Origin of the sequence: Ditibartonella apis (genome assembly GCF_001952075.1) — a bacterium.
Classification (GTDB): domain Bacteria; phylum Pseudomonadota; class Alphaproteobacteria; order Rhizobiales; family Rhizobiaceae; genus Bartonella; species Bartonella apis.
Window position 1 is genome coordinate 43,621 of record NZ_LXYU01000003.1, and the last position, 20,499, is coordinate 64,119.

8 protein-coding genes and 1 tRNA gene are annotated in these 20,499 nt (G+C 45.7%); 2 read left to right on the top strand and 7 right to left on the bottom strand.

What is annotated here, in order from left to right; all coding sequences use genetic code 11:
* Window positions 1–404 precede the first annotated feature (404 nt).
* Window positions 405–5,282, top strand: coding sequence for a DEAD/DEAH box helicase (locus PEB0122_RS07125; protein ID WP_075916398.1), 4,878 nt, complete (start codon window positions 405–407; stop codon window positions 5,280–5,282).
* A 99-nt stretch (window positions 5,283–5,381) separates the two neighbouring features.
* On the opposite strand, the gene PEB0122_RS07130 is transcribed toward PEB0122_RS07125, so the two are convergent.
* The 3 genes from PEB0122_RS07130 to dapB form a co-directional block, all read right to left on the bottom strand.
* Window positions 5,382–5,466 (bottom strand) — tRNA-Leu (locus PEB0122_RS07130).
* Window positions 5,467–6,043: 577 nt separating this feature from the next.
* Window positions 6,044–6,661, bottom strand: coding sequence for a 2,3-bisphosphoglycerate-dependent phosphoglycerate mutase (locus PEB0122_RS07135; RefSeq protein WP_075914011.1), 618 nt, complete (start codon window positions 6,659–6,661; stop codon window positions 6,044–6,046).
* A gap of 34 nt (window positions 6,662–6,695) precedes the next feature.
* A complete protein-coding gene (gene dapB / locus PEB0122_RS07140; protein ID WP_075916400.1) occupies window positions 6,696–7,502 on the bottom strand; it encodes a 4-hydroxy-tetrahydrodipicolinate reductase in 807 nt (268 codons plus the stop codon).
* A 708-nt stretch (window positions 7,503–8,210) separates the two neighbouring features.
* Here dapB and PEB0122_RS07145 point away from each other — a divergent pair.
* A complete protein-coding gene (locus PEB0122_RS07145; RefSeq protein ID WP_075916402.1) occupies window positions 8,211–8,843 on the top strand; it encodes a hypothetical protein in 633 nt (210 codons plus the stop codon).
* A gap of 574 nt (window positions 8,844–9,417) precedes the next feature.
* Here the strand turns inward: PEB0122_RS07145 and PEB0122_RS11735 are convergent.
* The 4 genes from PEB0122_RS11735 to mepA all read right to left on the bottom strand — a co-directional run bounded on the left by PEB0122_RS11735 (window position 9,418) and on the right by mepA (window position 20,432).
* Window positions 9,418–13,740 carry an autotransporter outer membrane beta-barrel domain-containing protein gene (locus PEB0122_RS11735; RefSeq protein ID WP_158025424.1) on the bottom strand — a complete coding sequence of 1,441 codons (4,323 nt, stop codon included), beginning with the start codon at window positions 13,738–13,740 and terminating at the stop codon, window positions 9,418–9,420.
* 1,126 nt (window positions 13,741–14,866) lie between these two features.
* Complete coding sequence (locus PEB0122_RS11590) at window positions 14,867–17,893, bottom strand: autotransporter outer membrane beta-barrel domain-containing protein (RefSeq protein WP_083650276.1); 3,027 nt, start codon at window positions 17,891–17,893, stop codon at window positions 14,867–14,869.
* 476 nt (window positions 17,894–18,369) lie between these two features.
* Window positions 18,370–19,404, bottom strand: coding sequence for a glucokinase (locus PEB0122_RS07160; RefSeq protein WP_075916406.1), 1,035 nt, complete (start codon window positions 19,402–19,404; stop codon window positions 18,370–18,372).
* Between the two features lie 119 nt (window positions 19,405–19,523).
* Window positions 19,524–20,432 (bottom strand): penicillin-insensitive murein endopeptidase, encoded by a 909-nt coding sequence (mepA, locus tag PEB0122_RS07165; RefSeq protein WP_075916408.1) that lies wholly within the window; start codon window positions 20,430–20,432, stop codon window positions 19,524–19,526.
* Between the last annotated feature and the right edge of the window lie 67 nt (window positions 20,433–20,499).

Genomic DNA, 20,499 nt, shown 5'->3' on the forward strand with positions numbered 1-20,499 from the left:
GCAGCCATTTATTAACAAATGGTCATATGTACGGTTTTGGTTTTGATGATTATTTTTTCAAAAGCCGGTAAAAAATAAAGAGTTGTGGGGGGAGAGCTAAAGTCGTGAACCTTATGGAAGCCTAAACCGGCATGGGGCGCATGCGTATCTTTTTTATTGGTGTTTGATTATTTTGATTTTCTATCTGTCTTCTGTCGGTAGCGTGCCAAAGGCACTGACTTTTTATCAGTTAAAACGGGTAGGGAGCAATACCGCAAAAATTTTAATTTGATGATCGCTGCATGACTTTCGCACACAAAAAAACATCATTTTAATGAAAATGTCTTTTCATTTTAGATGATTAAGGTATGACTTTTGTACATAAATCAGTCAAAGGCTGCGTACATTTTAGCGGAGGCAATAGCATGAGCGAGGTACTAGAACAGACATCCCTTGAAAAAGTCTTGAACCGTTTTCGCAATGCTGCGGCGTCCGAGCGTGAAAAAGGTACCTATTTTGAAAAGTTGATCGTTGCTTATCTGAAACATGAACCTTTTTATGCTGATCTTTATTCACACGTATGGACGTTTAGAGATTGGGCGGTGTCACATGGCAAAGATGGCAAAGACAAGGGGATTGATCTTGTAGCCCAAACCAAGAAGGGTGAACTTCATGCTATACAGTGCAAATTTTATGCACCGGACCATAAAATTGAAAAAAGAGATATAGACAGCTTTTTGGCGGCATCCGGTCAAAGACCTTTTGTAAACCGCTTTATCATCTGCACAACCAATCATTGGGGTAATAATGCCGAGGCGATGCTGGAAAACCAGCAAATTCCCGTCAGCAAAATTGATCTCGCAGCTCTTGAACAAAGTGTTATCGATTGGGAAAAATATGCACGGGATAAAGCACTTGTCATTCACGACAAGAAAAAGTTAAGGCCGCATCAAGAAACAGCTGTAAAAAATGTGCTCAAAGGTTTTGAGACGGCCGATCGTGGTAAGCTTTTTATGGCTTGTGGTACAGGTAAAACTTTCACCAGTCTTAAAATTGCAGAGGCACAGGCCGGCAAAGGCAAACGGGTCTTGTTTCTTGTGCCAAGTCTTGCCTTATTAAGCCAGACACTGACGGAATGGACGCAACAGAGCGAAACCAAATTGCATAGCTTCGCTGTTTGTTCGGATGCAGAGGTCGGTAAAAAACGCGATAGAAAAGACGATGACAGTGTGCAGACCTTTGTGCACGAGCTGCAATATCCTGCCACGACCGATGCCAAGAGACTGGCCGAGGAGATGATTGCTTGGCACGAAGAAAACGCCATGAGTGTTATTTTCTCGACCTATCAATCTATTGATGTCATTTCGCAAGCGCAAAAAAATTATGACTTGCCTGCTTTTGATCTTGTCATCTGTGACGAGGCGCACCGCACAACTGGCCAAACCTATGGAGGTGAGGAAGAAAGTGCTTTTGTTCGCGTTCATTTTAACGATTTTATTAAAGCAGCAAAACGTCTTTATATGACAGCCACGCCGCGCATCTATCGGGATGGTGACAAACTTAAAGCCGAGGATCGTAATCTTAAGGTCTATTCTATGAATGATCCGGACTTTTATGGCAAAGACCTATATGTTTTGACTTTTTCGGAAGCGGTAGAGCGCGGCCTTTTAGTTGACTACAAGGTGATTTTGTTGTCAATTGAAGAACGCCTGATCAACCGCCGTTTGCAAAATCTTCTCAAAGACGAGAATAACGAATTGCGGGTGGATGATGCGACCAAGATTATCGGTTGTTGGAAGGCGCTGTCGAAGCAGGATTCGTGTGAAAGTCTTCAAGGTGATGTCAGCCCGATGCAACGCGCTGTTGCCTTTTGTCAGGTGATTGACCGGAAAAAAAGCAATAAGGTTGGATCCCTCCAGATTGCGAGCATGTTTCAGGCGGTGGTGGAAGAATACCAGCGCACCGCAACTGATGAGGAAGAAACGTCCGTTAAGCTGCATTGCGAGGCGCGCCATGTTGATGGCGGCATGAATGCCAGTGAAAAGGAAGAAAAAATCCAGTGGCTTAGATCACCGGCTCCCAAAGACACGTGCCGCATTTTGTCAAATGTGCGCTGTCTGTCTGAAGGCGTGGATGTGCCAGCCCTGGATGCGGTTTTGTTTTTAACTGCACGCAATAGTCAGGTTGATGTGGTGCAATCGGTCGGGCGTGTTATGCGCAATGCGCCAGGTAAAACCCGTGGTTATATCGTCCTGCCGGTGGTTATCCCTTCGGGTGTAGAGCCGCATGAAGCCCTGAATGATAACAAGACCTACAAGGTCGTCTGGCAGGTTTTGCAGGCACTACGTTCGCATGACGATCAATTCGATGCGATGATCAATAAAATAGCTTTAAATGGTGTTGATCCGCAAAAAATGGAAGTCATTGCTGTTACCGATATTGGTAAGAGACGTAAAAAAGTAATGAAAGAAGCAACAGGTCTTGCAAAGCGTCAATATAATTTAGGTAAAGCCCAACCCTCTTCAGGTGCGGCAGAAGAACATCAAGGCGAATTTGTTTTTGAGGTAACAGAGTTTGAAAGGGCTATCATAGCCAAAGTAGTTGAAAAGGTCGGCAATCGACGCCAATGGGAAGAGTTCACCGATGAGATTGCCAAGACAGCCCGTACTCATATTGACCGCATCAAGGCCATTTTGGAAAACCCTAAAAACACTAAGGCCATTGCAACATTCAAGGAATTTTCCGCCGAATTGAAAGATGATTTGAATGATGCTCTCACCGACGACGAAATCATCGAGATGTTGGCACAACATCTCATCACCAAGCCGGTTTTTGATGCTTTGTTTTCGGACTATAGCTTTGCAGCTCATAACCCGATGTCGCAAGCGATCCAGAAAGTTTTGGATGTGCTAAGTGAATTCAACATTAATAAAGAATCGACAAGCCTGGATGAATTTTATCACAAGGTTGCCATGCGTGCCGGGGGTATCAACTCGGCAGAGGGCCGCCAGAAATTGGTTGTCGAACTTTATGACAAGTTTTTCCGTAACGCATTCCCAAAAATGACCGAGCGACTGGGTATTGTCTATACACCGGTCGAGGTGGTGGACTTTATCCTGCACAGCGTCAATGATGTGCTAAAAGCTGAATTCAACCAGAGCTTGGGTAGCGAGGGCGTGCATATTCTGGACCCTTTCACTGGCACAGGCACCTTTATTACAAGGCTGATGCAAAGTGGCTTAATAGCCAAGCAAGATTTGCCGCGCGTTTATAAACACCAACTTCATGCCAATGAACTGGTGCTGCTTGCTTATTATATTGCCGCCGTCAATATTGAATCGGCCTACCATGCCCTTGTCGGGGGAGACTATGAGCCTTTCTCCGGTATTTTGCTCACCGACACATTCCAGATGAGCGAAAAGGGCGACTTGATTGACAACATTCTGGTTGATAATAGCCAGCGTCGCAAAGACCAGATGGCCTTGGATATCAAAGTTATTGTCGGCAACCCGCCTTATTCGGTTGGGCAAAAAAGTGAAAATGATAATAATCAAAACTTATCATATTTGAAATTAGATCAGCGCATTGCCGACACTTATGAGAAATTTTCAAATGCTAAATTAAGAACGTCGTTATATGACAGCTATATTCGTGCAATTCGTTGGGCTTCAGACCGGATTGGCGAGGCCGGTGTCATCGGTTTTGTCACCAATGCTGGTTATATCGAATCTTCATCGGCAGACGGCTTGCGAAAATGTTTGGCAGAAGAGTTTTCCAATATTTATATTTTCCATTTACGTGGTAACCAGCGTACGTCCGGTGAGCGTTCCCGCAAAGAAGGTGGGAAAATCTTTGGTTCAGGTTCCCGCGCGCCAATTGCCATTTCGATATTTGTGAAAAACCCTGCGGCCAAGCAGCATGGGCAGATTTTCTTTCATGATATTGGCGACTATCTCACCACCGAGCAAAAGCTTGAAAAACTCGCCGATCTTACATCCATCTCAGGTTTAAAAGATCAATGGCAAATCATCACTCCTGATGTCCATAATGATTGGCTTAACCAACGTGATGATAGTTTTAATGAATTTATTAGCATAGGAGATAAAAAGGAAAAAAATAGTTTAGCCATTTTTGATAATTATTCTTCCGGTGTGAAAACGAACCGAGATGCTTGGGCTTATAATTTTTCTAAAAGCAAACTGTCAAATAACATGCAAAGCATGATTGATTTTTATAATTCTGAAATTAACCGTTTCAATAATTCAAATATTAAAGAATTGAAAATAGATGATTTTATTAATCTCGACACAACAAAAATAAGCTGGTCAGGTGATTTAAAAGATGCATTTAGGAAACAATTTAAGGGAATTTATTCAGTAGATAACATTAAATCTAGTCTGTATAGGCCATTTACTAAAGAATTTTTATATTTTGATAAATTGTTTAATAACAGTATATACAAAATTCCTATTATTTTTCCTAATGCAGAAGCAGAAAATACTGTTATACAAATAAACGAAAACTATAATGGTGATAGTAACCTTGCACTTATAAGCAATTATATTGCTGACTTGCATTGTAATGGTGACAGTCAATGTTTTCCACTTTATCTTTATGATCAGGAGCAGGCGGGAGAAGGCTTGTTTGCCAGTGATGATAAGCCAAAATTAAAGCGTCGCGATGCGATAACAGATGCGGGCTTGCAACATTTCCAGAAGGCCTATCAAGACAATACCATCAGCAAGGAAGACCTTTTTTATTATATTTATGGGCTGCTACATTCGGAAGATTATCGCACCCGTTTTGCTGATAATCTGATGAAAGAATTGCCGCGTATACCAGCCGTTAAAAAGCTTGATGACTTCAAGGCATTTTCACAGGCGGGCCGCGCCTTGGCCAATTTGCATTTGAATTATGAAACAGTGGCGAAATACCCAGCCAATATCATTACCAAAAATAAAAAATTGCAAGATTCTGACTATTATGTTCAAAAAATGAAATATGGTCGCAATGGTAAGGATAAAGATCTTTCAACAATTATCTATAATGACAAGATCACCATCAAAGATATTCCGTTGGAAGCTTATGACTATATCGTCAATGGCAAATCTGCCATTGATTGGGTGGTGGAGCGTCAGGGAGTCAAGACAGATAAAGCCAGCGGTATTGTTAATGATGCCAATGACTGGGCAATAGAGACCATGCATAACCCTGCCTATCCGCTGGAACTCTTATTAAGAGTTATCACAGTTTCACTGGAAACGATGAAAATTGTTCGCAATCTGCCGAAACTGGATATTTAACAGCATCGCAAGCGCCCGCCGAAAGGTGGGCTGTGGGGTGGACTGAAAGGAAATAAAATTTCTTAACTTATTGTTTTTATTGTATTTTTAGGAATATTTTGGTGCCCAGAAGAGGACTCGAACCTCCACGCCTTGCAGCACAGATACCTGAAACCTGCGCGTCTACCAATTCCGCCATCTGGGCATTGCGTTTCATCTAAGCTGGCAATCTTTAACTGTCAACCCGAATTTTGGTTAGCCCACAAGCCAACATGACATTTATCTCGAAGACAATTTCGCCGATTGATGAAAATTCAGCCGAAACGGAAATAACGTAATTTTTCTACCAGCAATGCAAGGTAGTATAATGTCGTCGAAAAAATGTCGGGTAGTGTGATTTCAGGCAATGTAACGCCATGAAAAGTAATTGTCGAATAGAGTGATGTCGGGCAGGGTGAGTCAGGCGAAGTAATGCCGACGGTGCAATATCACGCAAAGTCATGTCAGACGGTGGAATGTCGAGTAGTATGAAGTCTTGAGCAAGGTAATGTAAGGCAGTGTGATGTCGGGTGGTGCTGTCTTGACCTTTTCAACGCCGCCCCCGCCTTTAATCCCGCCTTTAATATTGTGCGCGTTGCATTTTTGCGTGCCTCAGCTTCAGAATTTATGGCTTTAGGTGTTACCTATCAATTTTCATGGTGCTGACTGATAGAAAGCAGTAATCATAAAAAATGCCGGAGCAGATTTGTTCCGGCATGGCTTAAGTTTAAATTGAGGTCGATCTATTCCAGCACTTTTTTGGAAGCGATGGTTGAATCGGCATTGAGTTCGTAAATCATTGGGACACCTGTTGCGAGCTCACGCTTGACGATTTCTTCGCCGCTCAAGCCTTCCAATGCCATGATGAGTGCGCGCAATGAATTGCCGTGGGCTGCAACGAGCACAGTTTCTTCACGCAATACATGCGGCTGGATGTTGTGAAGGTAATAGGGCCAAACGCGTGCACCTGTATCGCGCAAGCTTTCGCCACCCGGAGGTGGAACATCGTAAGAGCGGCGCCAGATGTGAACCTGCTCTTCGCCCCATTTCTTGCGGGCGTCATCTTTGTTGAGGCCGGAAAGGTCGCCATAGTCACGTTCGTTCAAAGCCTGATTTTTGATTGTTTCAAGCTTTGGCTGCCCCATTTCATCCAGAATGTGCTGGCAGGTATGTTGTGCACGTTGCAGAGCGGATGTGAAGGCAATGTCGAACTTCAATCCTGCTGCCTTCAATTTTTTTCCGGCAGAGATTGCTTCTTCCAATCCTTTTTCAGAAAGATCGGGATCTTTCCATCCGGTAAAGAGATTTTTCAGGTTCCACTCGCTTTGTCCGTGTCGAACCAAAACCAATATTCGCGACATTCTTTCCTCCTTGATAGGGGTTTACTCAAGTCAATTAATCATTAAGGCCCAAAACATCGGCCATGGAATAAAGTCCATGCTTTTGTTTGTGCGCCCAGAGCGCAGCTTTCACTGCACCATCGGCGAAAATCGAACGGTCCTGTGCAAGATGCGAAAGAACAATGCGCTCGTTATCGCCGGCAAAAATCACCGAATGGTCGCCGACCACAGTGCCACCGCGTAGCGACGAAAAACCGATTGTACCGGTTTTTCTTTCGCCAGTATGCCCGTCACGCCCGCGCACACTCACTTCTGCCAAATTCTGATTGCGGGCCTCTGCGGCTGCCTTGCCTAAAAGCAGCGCTGTACCGGAAGGGGCATCAACCTTTTTGCGGTGGTGCATTTCGGCAATTTCAATATCGTAATCTTCCATATCCAAGGCCTTGGCGGCTCTTTTGACCAGACCTGCGAGCAGGTTTACGCCAAGGCTCATATTGCCCGATTTGACAATTGTTGCATGGGCGGCAGCCGCTTTGATTTTCTTTTCATCATCTTCGGAAAAACCGGTTGTGCCGATAACATGGACAATGCGTGCCTGCGCGGCATAGCCTGCATAAAGCACACTTGCGACCGGACTGGTAAAATCAAGCACACCTTCGACTTTTGCAAAAACCGGCAAAGGATCATCGGTAATGGTGACGCCAAGATTTGCCTGACCGATAAGAAGGCCTGCATCCTTTCCAATAAACGGAGAACCCGATTTGACAATGGCACCTTGAAGCTCGACACCGTCAATCCGCCCGATTGCGGAAAGAAGCTCTCTTCCCATTCTACCATCGGCACCAACCACAGCCAAACGCATCGTTTTCTCCTGTCAAACATTATCATCGGGAAATCATTTTCTAATGTTTTATCTGATCGGCAGGAAAATGAGAAGAGCTTTAACCGGTGAATAAAGCGGCATCACGCTTTTTAAAAAATAGCCTGCTGCAAATTTCTGATGACGAATTCTGTCTTCTATGTCTTTCCGTTACGTGCATCTATAGTGCTTTCAATTCCGGTTTTCTCACTTTCTGTTTTTTAGGAAGTGGCGTTCGGGGATTAGGAAAACTTGGCAGAATAGTGTTTTTGTAAAGCTTGCAAGCACGGCTTGCCGGTTTTTTATTCATGAGCAATCGTGCGGAAATTTTTTAGCTATGTGCGAAAGATCGTTTAGTTCAATCAGAAATAATATTTCTGTTTCTGTAAATAATAAAAAAATGTATTAGGCTTTCGAAAGCGTAAACCGTTCAATCAGACGAATAAAATTGACGAATTTGTTGAACATTTATGCTAGTAATATCACAATCGGGTTATAGAGATTTACAGTTTTAAAGAGATAATATCATCAATAATATATATGATAACATAACGATATTTTTTTATTATTTGAATTTATATGTGAAATATAATATATTTCAAAATGGCATTAATGAATAATGTCAATCGGGTCCATAAAGGCAGACATGATGGCTGTCATTTCCCCCTTTATTTATGCATCAGGTGGGGTGGTGCATAAGAGGTGAGTAAAATGATAAACACATCCTATTCCGCTTATGGCATTAATCAATTTTCCAATCAGAATACGACGACAACGTCCACAGGTAAGGGAACAGATGCAACAAACTCGGTTACGGCCGAAAAGTTGAAACCTGCCCGTATCAACGTGACAGATGATGCTGAAAGTTTTAAAGGGCTTTCGCGCAATCAACTTGCTGAAATCATGGCCAATAAAGATGGCCTCTATACAGAAGACCAGCAGGATACAGCAGAGTTCTTCATTTATGAGATGGGCATGGATGAATATACGAGGGTCTATCAGGCGACTGGTAGTCATAGAGCTGGTTTCGAGGCGTTGATAAAGTTTGAAGATCAAGCTGGTCCTTTAGAAAAGCAGACGTTTCAATGGGCAAAAAGGCGCGCGAATGCGGTTGTCATTTACGAGAACTATGCTCGAAGCGATGGTGTTATTGCCAAGGATTATGACATCGGAAACAGTCTCTATAAAAAGTTGAAAGCTTTCTATATTCGCATGTCTAACGAAAGTTCTATTGCTTTTCTCGCTGGTCGGGAAATGCCTGATCTTTACGGTGATCCGGAATATAAAAAGATAAAATCGGATTTTTATGCGGAAAACAGAACCGGCTTCAAATTTACCGTGTGAGCCGGTTTCATGTCTTCATTAGCAGAAGTTGTAATTGTTTTGATTGTCTCATGCTCTGTTGTGTATTTTCCGGTTTAATTGTCGGGTAGAGGCGGGATGTTATCAAGCAATCAATCGGAAGTCAGGATGTGTGCAAAACTGTGGCGGTTCACAGGCGCGGTTTCCTTTGGCAATTTAGAGATGTAATCCTGTTCGGAAATTGACTGAAACAATCCTATATTATCATTTCATAGATGCGACTTTGTCCGGATAATTGAACGGAACGGTTTTACGTTCCGAGTTTTAAGATGCAATCCGACAGAAGCTTCATTGGTCTAGCATAGGCTTTGAATAGCTCAAAGCTTTATGCATCCATCGGTTTTCGTGTTTTCCACGTTTGCCGCCGTTTGTGTTGATTTTGTTTCAAACATAAAAGGCCTTGCGGAGTGTTTTTTCGTAAGGCCTTAATTCGTTACCGGTCAAAATCTATAAGACAAGAATTTGCTGTCTGTTAAAATCAATTTGGCAAAGCCTGTCTTTTTGAGATTGAAGCGCATTCAAAGCAGAATGCACGGCTCTGCCAAAGCGTGTTTTATTAGAACTCGTATTTGAGTTTAACGCCGCCACCGCCACCTTGGCGGGCGCCGACATAACCCTGACCATCAACATTGATTGTCAAGGCCTTGTTGTCTCTCAACGGGTTCATCTTGAAGCCTGCTTCAAAAATACCGGTCGAGCCTTCAAGTGACGGTTTGTTCAAATCGAATTCATAAGCTTTGGCACCGATATCACCATCAAACTCGTAATCATAGGTTGCACCGATATAAGGCTTGAACCAGTCATTATATTGATAAGAGTAACGGGAGCCAAGCTCCATGCGCGAACTAATGGACCTGTCAAAATGCAATTGTTCAGCGTCGATCTTGACCGTGTCGCTTTCCATGCGTGTCCATAAATAGCGGCCATAGACATCAAGGGCACGTTTATCATCAAAGTTGAACACATAACCGCCTGTGACATGGCCACCGAAATAATTGACCGTGCTGTCATAAGAACCGTGATAATCGTCCTCTCCGTCAATGCTGAAGTTGCGACCGGCACTGAACTTTCCATCCAACTGGCCGAAACGCAAGGATGCATCAAGATAAAGCCCGTCAGTTTCGTCGGGTTTCAAATCTTTAACCCGGCCAAGGCCGGTGCCCGCAAATTCGACACGGGCGAGAATGCCACCGCCCTTATAATCGCTATCGCCATCACCATGGACAGAAGCGAAACGGTCGAAGCTGTTATAGGTGTCATAAGTGCCGCGGCCATATTCAAAAAATGCGCCGGTTGTGACTTTATGACCACTTTCAAGGTTAAAGCCGAAAGCAAGGCCGGCAATCATATTGAAACCGTCAACGCTGACATAGCTTCCGGTTTGATAACGGGATGAAGAACCGCCGGTGATGATAAAGGGAACATAGACCGGATGATTGAAGCGGGCATCCGTCCTTGCTGCGAGGCCTGCGATTGTGCCCATGCTGTTGGCAATAACATCGGAGCCTTGCGAAACAAAGGCGAGGCTTGCTGCACGCCCTTCCGAATAAGTTTTCGACTGCGGGTTCAATTGTGCCGCTGATTGTCCCGGATTGTTGTTTCCTGTGCCTTGATTATTTCCGCCATTACTATCGGTGCCATTGCCTCCGGTATTATTGCTGCCACCGTTATGATCGCCACCACCGGTGTTGTCGCCGCCGCCACCGGTATTGCCACCATTGTGGTCACCCCCGCCGGTATTATCTCCACCACCAGTGTTATCACCGGTATGATCATGACCGGGAGTATTATCGGTTTTCTGGCTAAATTGCAGAACGAAAGCGGTGTTATCGCCAGCCTGCTTTTGCTCGAGGGTTGTATCGTAAAAGATAAATTGCCCTTGTTTGAGTGTATAGGTTGTCGGTGTCCAGTTGCCGCCGGATTTATCGATCATGGTCACCATATCGCCCGCCATAAATTGCGGACCATTCGGGTCAAGACCGGCAATAGTGTGTTTCGTATTGGTTAAATCAACCGGTGTACCGCCTTCGGCAATTTTTATCACCGTATCGCCATTTTTTACACCCGCCGGCAAAGTCCAGTTATAATTTTCAAAATTATAGATACCGGAAACGGTTCCGCGGTAACCGTTGAGATTGAGAGTATTGCCGGAAAAAACATCGGCTGTAAGGCAGTCTTGACCATCACCACTAAGGCTGCGACCACCCCAGATCGAGCCGTATTGTGTTACATTTCCTTCCTCATCGCGTTCGCCAATGACGATCTGGTCGCCGTTAAGAGTTACGGTATTGTGGTTGGCATTACCGCCAAAACCGACCTCGCTGTTGATGAGCTGATTTTTGTCATTAAAGTGAGTGCCGGCTTTTCCACCTTGTGAAAGACCGCCATAAATATCTTTATTGATTGCGGATTTTCCGGAAATTTCAATTGTATTGCCACTGACATCGCCGGCATCACCACCCTTGCCGCCGTTTTTGTTAATGCTGTTGCTAATGTCGCCAAAGCCACCGTCTCCGCCAATGCTGACGCCGCCATAAACCCCGTATTTATGATCGCCATTTCCGCTCGTTTGCGTGCCATAAAGTGTCACGTCGGTCAAACTGATACGGTTATTGGTGACATTGCCACCTTTGCCGCCATTACCATTGGTTTGTGTCGCGTCATATCCTATTCCGCCAGCACCACCGACACTTGCACCCCCATAGATGCTTCCGCCATCCGTACCGCGAATACCGGACCCTTCATTGCCATTGTTTTCGCCGTTGATATTTCCGGCAGCGCCGCCAGCACCACCGTGAAGTTCTACCCGTTCAAGTATAATGATATTGCCACTGACAGTGCCGGCATTGCCACCAGTGCCATTTTTCAATCCCCCTTGCGAACCATAGCCACCGGCACCACCAAGGCTGATCCCGCCAAAAACGCTGCCGCCGCCAGCGCCGCCGCCGCCGCTGCCACCCATACTAACGCTCTTGCCGCCTTCTTCGTCCTGGATTGTAATCGTATGGGAAATTGCCCCACCGGTGCCGCCAGCATTGCCATTCAATGTGGAATCGACAATCTTTATCCGGTTATCGGTAACATCACCGCTATCGCCGCCATTGCCATTATATTTTTTTGAATTCGAACCGTTGCCACCGCCGCCGCCGGTACTCAAACCGCCGATAACACTGCCGCCGCCTATGCCGCCAATGCCACCACCCTGGCCGCCTGTGCCGCCAATACCACCATTCAGTGTTGTGTGATCGAGAGAAATAATATTGTTGCTGACAACTCCGCTACTGCCGCCATTACCGCCTCTACTCTCGCTATTTTGCGTGTTTGATTTTGCGTCACCCGCACCACCGGCACCGCCCATGGAAAGACCGCCAAAGATCGTACCGCCGCCAGCGCCACCGGCACCACCACCACTTGTTGTGCTCGAGCCACCAGCGCCGCCAGCGCCTCCGTCGATCGTGACTTCGACCAATGTAACGCTATTGGATTTTACATAATCGGCGATACCTCCATTACCGCTCGACGTATCAGCCACATAGCCGGAGCCACCGGCACCACCGATGGTCATGCCGCCAAAAATCAGACCACCGCCCATGCCACCAACGCCACCGCCGCTATTGGGTGCGCCGTCACCGCCTTTACCGGCATTTCCGCCTTTGATGTTTACGTGGGTCAGGGTGAGCTCGTTGTCATGGATGGCGCCACTATTACCGCCATCAGCATTCGAGGCGCCGCTATTTCCGGCAAAACCACCCCCGCCGGCAATTGCCAGGCCGCCTCCGATTATACCGCCGCCGAAACCAGCCGTTCCGCCACTCCCGTTATCGCTAGTGGTCGAGCCGCCATTACCGCCATCGGCACCGGTCAAAGTTACATCCGTTAAAATAACGTGGTTATCGGAGATGACACCCGTTGATCCACCCTGACTATTATGTTGGGTTCCGCTATAACTGATGCCGCCGGCACCACCGATAGAAACACCGCCCAACACACTTGCACCGCCAAAGCCCGCGGCACTTCCACCGGCTTTCGCACCACCATTGCCGCCTTTGCCACCATAAAGGTCGGTTTTGTTCAAAGTAACATAATTGCCGCTTATGTCGCCTCCGCTGCCACCATTTGAACCATCGACGGTTGAACGTGTTGACCAGGCTCCGGCACCACCGATACTGATAGCGCCAAAAACCGAACCACCCCCCATGCCGCCAACAGTGCTTCCACGATGGTTGTCACCAAGTGAACTATTTCCGTCACCGGCATCGGCTCCATGAATGGCGACATTATCAAGGGTAACATGAACGCCCTTGATGTAACCGCCATTTCCTCCCAAGGCCACATTCGTACCATCATAGGCGGTACTCCCCGGGGCGCCTGCACTGAGGCCACCAAAAACCGAGCCGCCTCCCATGCCACCAAGTCGACCGGCTTGTTCGGCATTTGTTGCTTGGTTTCCGGCACCGCTCCAGTCATATTCAACATCTTTGACCGACACGATCGCCCCTGTGTTAGAGGTGCCGTCAATGCCATTATTGCCTGTGACATTATCTTGCACAGAAGCAAAGCCGTAGACATTATAGGGAGCAACAGTGTTTTCCCAATGCGTTCTTTGCCCTGCGACGGCCCCTTTAACGGTCATTGTATTGGTTTCATCACCCGTGCGCGGGAGAAGGCTCATGCGGGAAGCGTTTATATCGGTCGGATCCGCGGTTAAAACGCTAGGGTCAGTGCCGTCATAGGTAAGCTCTTCAGCTATCACCGCTTGCATTGTCATACCCGAAAGAGCCACAGTTGAAAGAACAATGCACGAGGCAGTGTTTAACAAGACCTTTGACAGGCAGCTCTGATTAGAAGACAGGCGCATAAGATCTCCTCTCTCTTTCATGGACAAGGCCGGAGTCGCAAAAAATACAAAGCGCTCTTTATCGGCAGATAGCTGATCAATTAGCGGCGCATGAATCGGATATAGTCTATCTTGATCTAATGAAATTTAAAAGGAGAAAAATACAAAATAATTTAATAAATATTAAATAGAAAATAAAACAAAAAAATTTTAATTCATAAAATAAAAAAAGTTGTATTTGAAATCTTATTTTTAAATAACAGAATATATTAATAATAAGAATATTTATATTTTTATATTTTAATATTAAAAAACAGTATTATAATTTTATTGAATTACCAGACTTAGTAATTATATTTTTATGATAATTCTCTATATGAATAAAAGTAAAAATATGTTTCCTATAATAGATTCTCAGGAAGAAAAAACATGAGAATGCTATTCGCAAAATGACGGTTTCAGCGTCAATCAAAAGGGAATATCAGAATTTTACCTTTGTTTTTCTTTACCGCTTTTAAAGACAATGTCTGGACCTTAGCAAAATTGTTTAAAAACCGGTTGGAAATTCAATAATTTGCTTTTTGACAAAGATTGAAAAAACGTCACGGAATCGGGTTGGTGATTTGCGTTATAACGGATTTTCCGGTTTCTTAAATAACGGGCCATCGTAATGTTGCAGAAAAATTGGTGATGGGAAAAGACGTTCTAAAAAACCTTTTGTCGAAAAATGGGCAGAAAATTTTTGCAGGCAAAGAAGACGAATAAAATATAAAATAATTCCGAAATAGCGCGGCAATTAAAAAGACAAAACATCTTTTAGAGAATTTTATAGCGGGTTTCTTTTCAAATTCGGTAAATGTTTCTCATGACCAAGTGACAGGAAGGTGTTCGGGAAAATCAAAAACAAAATTTTCCGGAATGAAAAGACCGGAATGAAAAGAAAAGGGGAGGGGGGTATTGAAAAAAGTCACAGGCAAGAAAGGCCGTAAAGCCGAGAAGGGAGTTTCCCCATGAGGCAGGTTTATTTCGAGTGAAAAACCGGTCTAATAAAGCCTTGCTTGACGCAATCTCTCCGGCAAGGCAGGTGGTCTTGGAGACTTTGCCCTACCAAAGCCCGAAACTTTGTCTCGCCAGAGCTTAAGATTTTTCTTTGCCAAGCCTTGTTTTATCAGAACTCGTATTTGAGTTTGACACCGCCGCCACCACCTTGGCGGGCGCCGACATAACCCTGACCATCTACATTGATTGTCAAAGCCTTGTTGTCTCTCAACGGGTTCATCTTGAAGCCTGCTTCAAAAATACCGGTCGAGCCTTCAAGTGACGGTTTGTGCAAATTGAATTCATAAGCTTTTGCACCGACATCGCCTTCAAACTCGTAATCATAGGTTGCGCCGATATAAGGCTTGAACCAGTTATTATATTGATAGGAATAACGGGAGCCAAGCTCGATACGCGAACTCGTTGCACTGTCAAAATGCAATTTTTCTTGGTCGATTTTTACCGTATCGCTTTCCATACGTGTCCATAAATAGCGGCCATAGACATCAAGGGCACGCCGATCATCAAAATTGAAGACGTAGCCGCCTGTGATATGACCGCCGAAATAATTGGCCGTGCTGTTATAAGAACCGTGATAGTCGACCACCTGTTCCTCAAGACCGAATTCGCGACCGGCAGTAAACTTCCCGTCCGACTGGCCAAAACGCAAAGATGCATCGGCATAAAGCCCGTCAGTTTCGTCTGGTTTCAGGTCTTTGACCCGCCCAAGACCGGTGCCGGCAAATTCGATACGGGCGAGAATGCCACCGCCCTTATAATCGCTGTCACCATCACCATGGACGGAAGCGAAACGGTCGAAACTGTTATAAGTGTCATAAGTGCCGCGGCCATATTCGAAAAATGCGCCGGTTGTGACTTTATGACCAGCTTCAAGGTTAAAGCCGAAAGCAAAGCCGGCAATCATGTTGAAACCGTCAATCTCGACATGGCTTCCTGTCTGATAACGGGAGGAAGAACCGCCGGTCATGATAAAGGGAACATAGAGCGGATGATTGAAGCGGTTATCCGCTGTTGTTGCAAGGCCGGCAATTGTGCCCATGCTGTTTGCAATAACATCGGAGCCTTGCGAAACAAAGGCGAGGCTTGCTGCACGACCTTCCGAATAAGCCTTCGACTGCGGGTTCAATTGTGCCGCCGATTGATCCGGATTGTTGTGATCGCCACCGGTATTGATGCCGGTTTTGCCGTCATTTTGTCTTCTGGCAATTTTCAGAACAAGAGCATTATCGCTGTCGTGCGTCTGTTGAAGTTTTGCCTGATAGACAATGAATTGCCCTTGATGGATGGTGTAAGGGCTTTGTGCGTTTAGTGTTCCGCTGGTTTTGTCGATCAAAGTGACGATATTGCCGGTTTCAAGGCGGTTACCCGAAGGAGCCATATCGGCAATTGTATGGTTGGTATTGGTGAGATCAACAGCCTTGCCACCTTCGGCAATTTTTATCAAGGTATCACCATTTTTCACATCGGTCGGCAAAATCCAGTGATAATTCTGGAAATTATAAATGCCGGAGACTTTACCGCGATAGCCGTCAAGAGTGAGAGTGTTACCGGTAAAGACATTGGCCAATTCATTGATTGTGCCGTCGCCTTTCAGACTGTAACCGCCATAAATTGCGCCGTAACTTACTATATTGCCGTTTTGATCGCGCTTGCCGATGGTAATTTCATCACCTTCAAGCGTAATGCCATTTCCTGTTATGTCGCCAGACAAACCTGTTTTCGCGTCTTTACCGGCTGCACCACCTTGCGAAAAGCCGCCATAAACATTGCCGGAGATAGAGGTTTTTCCGGAAATGACGATTGTATTGTCTTTAACATCGCCACCTTTTCCGGCCGTGCTTTCTCTTCCATCACCATCTCCGCTTGCTCCGCTGATACTGGCCCCGCCAAAAACAGAGCCGCCTTCAAACCCGTCAATTCCGGCACCACCCCTACTACCTTTTCCTCCGCTTCTGCCGACATTGCCGGCATTTAAAGTGACATTGTCGAGAAGAATATGATTGTTGTAAACGTTTCCGCATTTGCCAGATATTTTTGTACCAAGACCATTGGCACTGGAAATGGATAAACCGCCGAAGACAGAGCCACCAGCCACGCCACCATTGCCAGAACCGGCATCATAATTCGCCAAGCCACCATTTCCGCCATTTCCGCCAATCAATGTGACATCGACAAGAGTAATTTCATTATCATGGACTGCACCGCCATCACCGGCTTCAAAAGGTCCACCTGCAGCACCGATACTGACACCACCAAAGACGGAGCCGCCGCCGAAACCACCTAGACCTCCCGCGCTACTTCCCAAATAAAGATTAGTTCCGCCATTTCCACCATTACCGCCAATGAGGGTTACATTTTTCAAACTTATTGTATTATTGAATACGTCACCGCCGTTTCCGCTTTCGCCCTCAGCGCCATTATGGTCGAATGCGTATTCGGTAACTCCAATGCTCAATCCACCAAAAATAGAAGCTCCCCCCATGCCTCCGATACTGCTCCCTGCAACGGTTAACATCACATTGCGTTCATTCGCCGCATGACCGCCATTACCGCCCGTCACGCTGACATTTTCAAGGATAATGGAGTTTCCGGAAATGCTTTTGCCATGTACTCCGTTCTTTTGCTCCTCATTGCCGTTTGTATTTGAACCATTGCCATAGCTCAGCCCGCCGATTATGGAACCGCCGCCGAATTGACCGGGTTGAAAATAAGAATGGTTATTTTCCGCAGTAACGGCTGACCAGTCATAGGAAACATTTTTTATGATGAGGGTGTTAGCGGAGATATTATCGCTAAGGGGGTGGGAAGCCGCTTTATTTTTTTCGAAGATATCGACCCCGCCATAAATAATATAGGGTGCAATGGCGCCATCTGTTGTCGACCATTCTATCCGCTTGTCTTCCCCGCCAATGACGGTGATGGTATTTCCGGAAAGGTTTGTTTGCGAATAGAGGCTTTTATATTGATCGGAATTTGATGTGGGGTCCTTGAGAAGCAGGCTATTATCACTTCCATTATAGCTTATCTCGCCGGCTAAAGCGCAATTTGCAACAAGGGTTGTGGAAGCGGTTACGCCGATTACCGCAGAAAAGGCAAATAGAGAAACCGAATGCAGATATTTCAGTTTGAATGACATTAGTAAACCCCCGAGAAGCAAATGAAAGTGCAGCTCTTGCCAAAGAAATTTGGCAATTCGTCGGGTTGGTTTTTTAAGAGTTATCAAACAGGAAAGCAAGGCTAATATGGCATACACCATGCATATTGTTAATACAGGAATAATATTTTGCGTTTTTATTTTTAAAATTTATAGAACGAAACTACATTTTTTCCCGGCTGATCAGATGAAACCCAAAACGGAACGAGAAAAAACTTTGTCTGTTTAAATAAACTGTCTGGTTAAATAAAAACTGTCAGGTAAAAGGCAAGTTATGAGAGCATTGCAAAGGGTAAGAAGACTGTCGCGACAGAATGGAAAAGTGCCTTCTAGTGGTTAACAGTGCCGATCATTCCGCTTGATCGTTGTAAAGGGCTTTATTGCGCGGGAATTGGTTTTATAGACCTAAATTCGGATTGGTTACTATATTCGGGGTATTTCCTGTTTACTCCGGTTTTTTAACCGGCATGTTTGACAAAAAAGCGGCCTTCCATATCAAGCATGAAACGTTCCGGATGGCGGACATAGGATTCCATACCCACAAGAGCAGCACGCGGATGGGTTAAGACAAAAGTGGGAATGTTTTCCAGAAGCTTTTCATGGGGTTGTTTATGGATAAAATTCCGGCGGAACAGGTTTTCATCAATAAGTGGCAGCATTTCCGGCAGAATGCCGCCGCCGATATAAACGCCACCTTCGGCTTTGAAAACAAGGGCGAAATCACCCGCCAATCGCGCCAGATAATTGATGAAAAATTGCACTGCTTCGTAAGCCTGATTTTCGATGGCGCGATGGGGGTGGACAAGACGTGCTTCGGCTGTAATTTCTTCAGGCAATTCGATAGGGGCTTTCACATTGCGCATAGCGCAAATTGCGCGATAAATGTTTAAAAGTCCGCGCCCGCTTAATAATTCCTCGGCGCTGACCCGACCGATGATTTTTTTCAAAAACGGGTAGAGGGCAAGGTCTTCGTCGCTTTGCGGGGCAAAGTCGATATGCCCGCCTTCACCTTCAATCGGGATATAACGGCCGTTCAAATAGATAAGTCCGGCAATGCCAAGTCCGGATCCCGCGCCGATGACAACTTTCGTCTGATCTGTCGCGGTGGTTATTTTGCCGATCGGTTCAAGATATTTTTCTGGCAGAACAATAGTCGAAAGTGCCTGTGCCTCGAAATCGTTGATTAAGAAAACTTCATTGAAACCGAATTGTTCGATGAGTTTTGTCGGCGAAATGATCCAGTTACAATTGGTGAGCTTGATTTCTTTGCCGGTAACCGGACCGGCAATAGCGAGAAATAGCGACTTCGGATGTGTCTTTATGAGCGGCAGAATAGCCGAACCGATAGCGTCCTCGATCGTTGGAAAATCATTAACTTTACCGGTTGCAATTGCCATTTGTTCTCCGGCCTGATTGAGGATCAGCGAAAACCGCATATTGGTGCCACCAATATCGCCGATAAGAACAGGAAATTCCAGATTCCGATTTTGCATAAGCTATTCCCCGTTTTAGTGGTTGCCGTTTTTGTGGTTGCCGTTTTTGTGGTTGACGTCGTAATGGTTGTGTCGGCCGTTATAATTTTTTTAACCGGAACTAAATTGCAAAGCACGTTTTATTTGGCCGGTTTTTCTGGTGCATTCAAAACTGCCGTGCATTCCTTAGGCAATTCCGAAACCATCATAATATGCGGTTTCGGTGGTGTGGCGGTCGTGGGCTTTTTGGGCTTTTTGTCGGCCCATGGCTCATCGGTAAACCACCAGGCAAGCGATTTGTCGCAACCGTCGCCGGCTGTCACTTTCGGTTGCGGCTTGCAATTGCCCGAACCCGGTTGACATTTTAGCCGGACATGGAAGTGCCAGAAATGCCCCCAATAGGGGCGCACCTTCTGTAGCCACGAACGGTCGCCGGTCACCGTGTCGCATAATTGTTTTTTGATGCCCGGATGCACAAAAATGCGCTCGACTTCAGGGTTTTCTGCCGCGTCACGAATAAGCGCGGTGCGTTCGGGAGTCCATTTTTTCGGGTCGGCATAAAGCGAATCTTTTTTAAGCATAGATACGCCCTGCATGTTTTCTCTTTCTTCCCGACTTAAACGATGATCGGGCATGGGGGTGAGCCAGATATCCGCATCAAGACCGATCTGGTGGGATGCGTGCCCGTTCAACATCGGGCCGCCGCGAGGTTGCGAAATGTCGCCGATGAGGAGGCCTGACCAGCCATCTTTTGCTGCCTGTCGCGATAATTGTTCGATAAAGCGTATGGTTGCAGGATGCCCCCAATTGCGGTTACGGGAAAGGCGCATGACTTGCCAGTTGGGGCCGTCGATCGGCAGGGCTACCGCCCCATTAAGACAACCCTTGGAATAAAAGCCGATGGATTGTGCTTGACCGGTCGAAGGCAATTTGACATCGCCAAAAGCCTGTTTTGCCGGTTCGTCACTATGGGCAGCCGCGACAGGCAGAAAAACCGCTGCCAATGTTGTTGCCAAAATCCGGTTGAATGACTTGAACTTTGAAGACATCCCTAACGCCTTTCGAACGCGCAAAATCTTTTTAAAAAGCACAACAATTTAAAAACGTGTCACTCAT

Coding starts and splice junctions, on each gene's coding strand:
- PEB0122_RS07125 (WP_075916398.1), top strand. CDS start 405: ATGAGCGAGGTACTAGAACAGACATCCCTTGAAAAAGTCTTGAACCGT.
- PEB0122_RS07135 (WP_075914011.1), bottom strand. CDS start 6,661: ATGTCGCGAATATTGGTTTTGGTTCGACACGGACAAAGCGAGTGGAAC.
- dapB (WP_075916400.1), bottom strand. CDS start 7,502: ATGCGTTTGGCTGTGGTTGGTGCCGATGGTAGAATGGGAAGAGAGCTT.
- PEB0122_RS07145 (WP_075916402.1), top strand. CDS start 8,211: ATGATAAACACATCCTATTCCGCTTATGGCATTAATCAATTTTCCAAT.
- PEB0122_RS11735 (WP_158025424.1), bottom strand. CDS start 13,740: ATGAAAGAGAGAGGAGATCTTATGCGCCTGTCTTCTAATCAGAGCTGC.
- PEB0122_RS11590 (WP_083650276.1), bottom strand. CDS start 17,893: ATGTCATTCAAACTGAAATATCTGCATTCGGTTTCTCTATTTGCCTTT.
- PEB0122_RS07160 (WP_075916406.1), bottom strand. CDS start 19,404: ATGCAAAATCGGAATCTGGAATTTCCTGTTCTTATCGGCGATATTGGT.
- mepA (WP_075916408.1), bottom strand. CDS start 20,432: ATGTCTTCAAAGTTCAAGTCATTCAACCGGATTTTGGCAACAACATTG.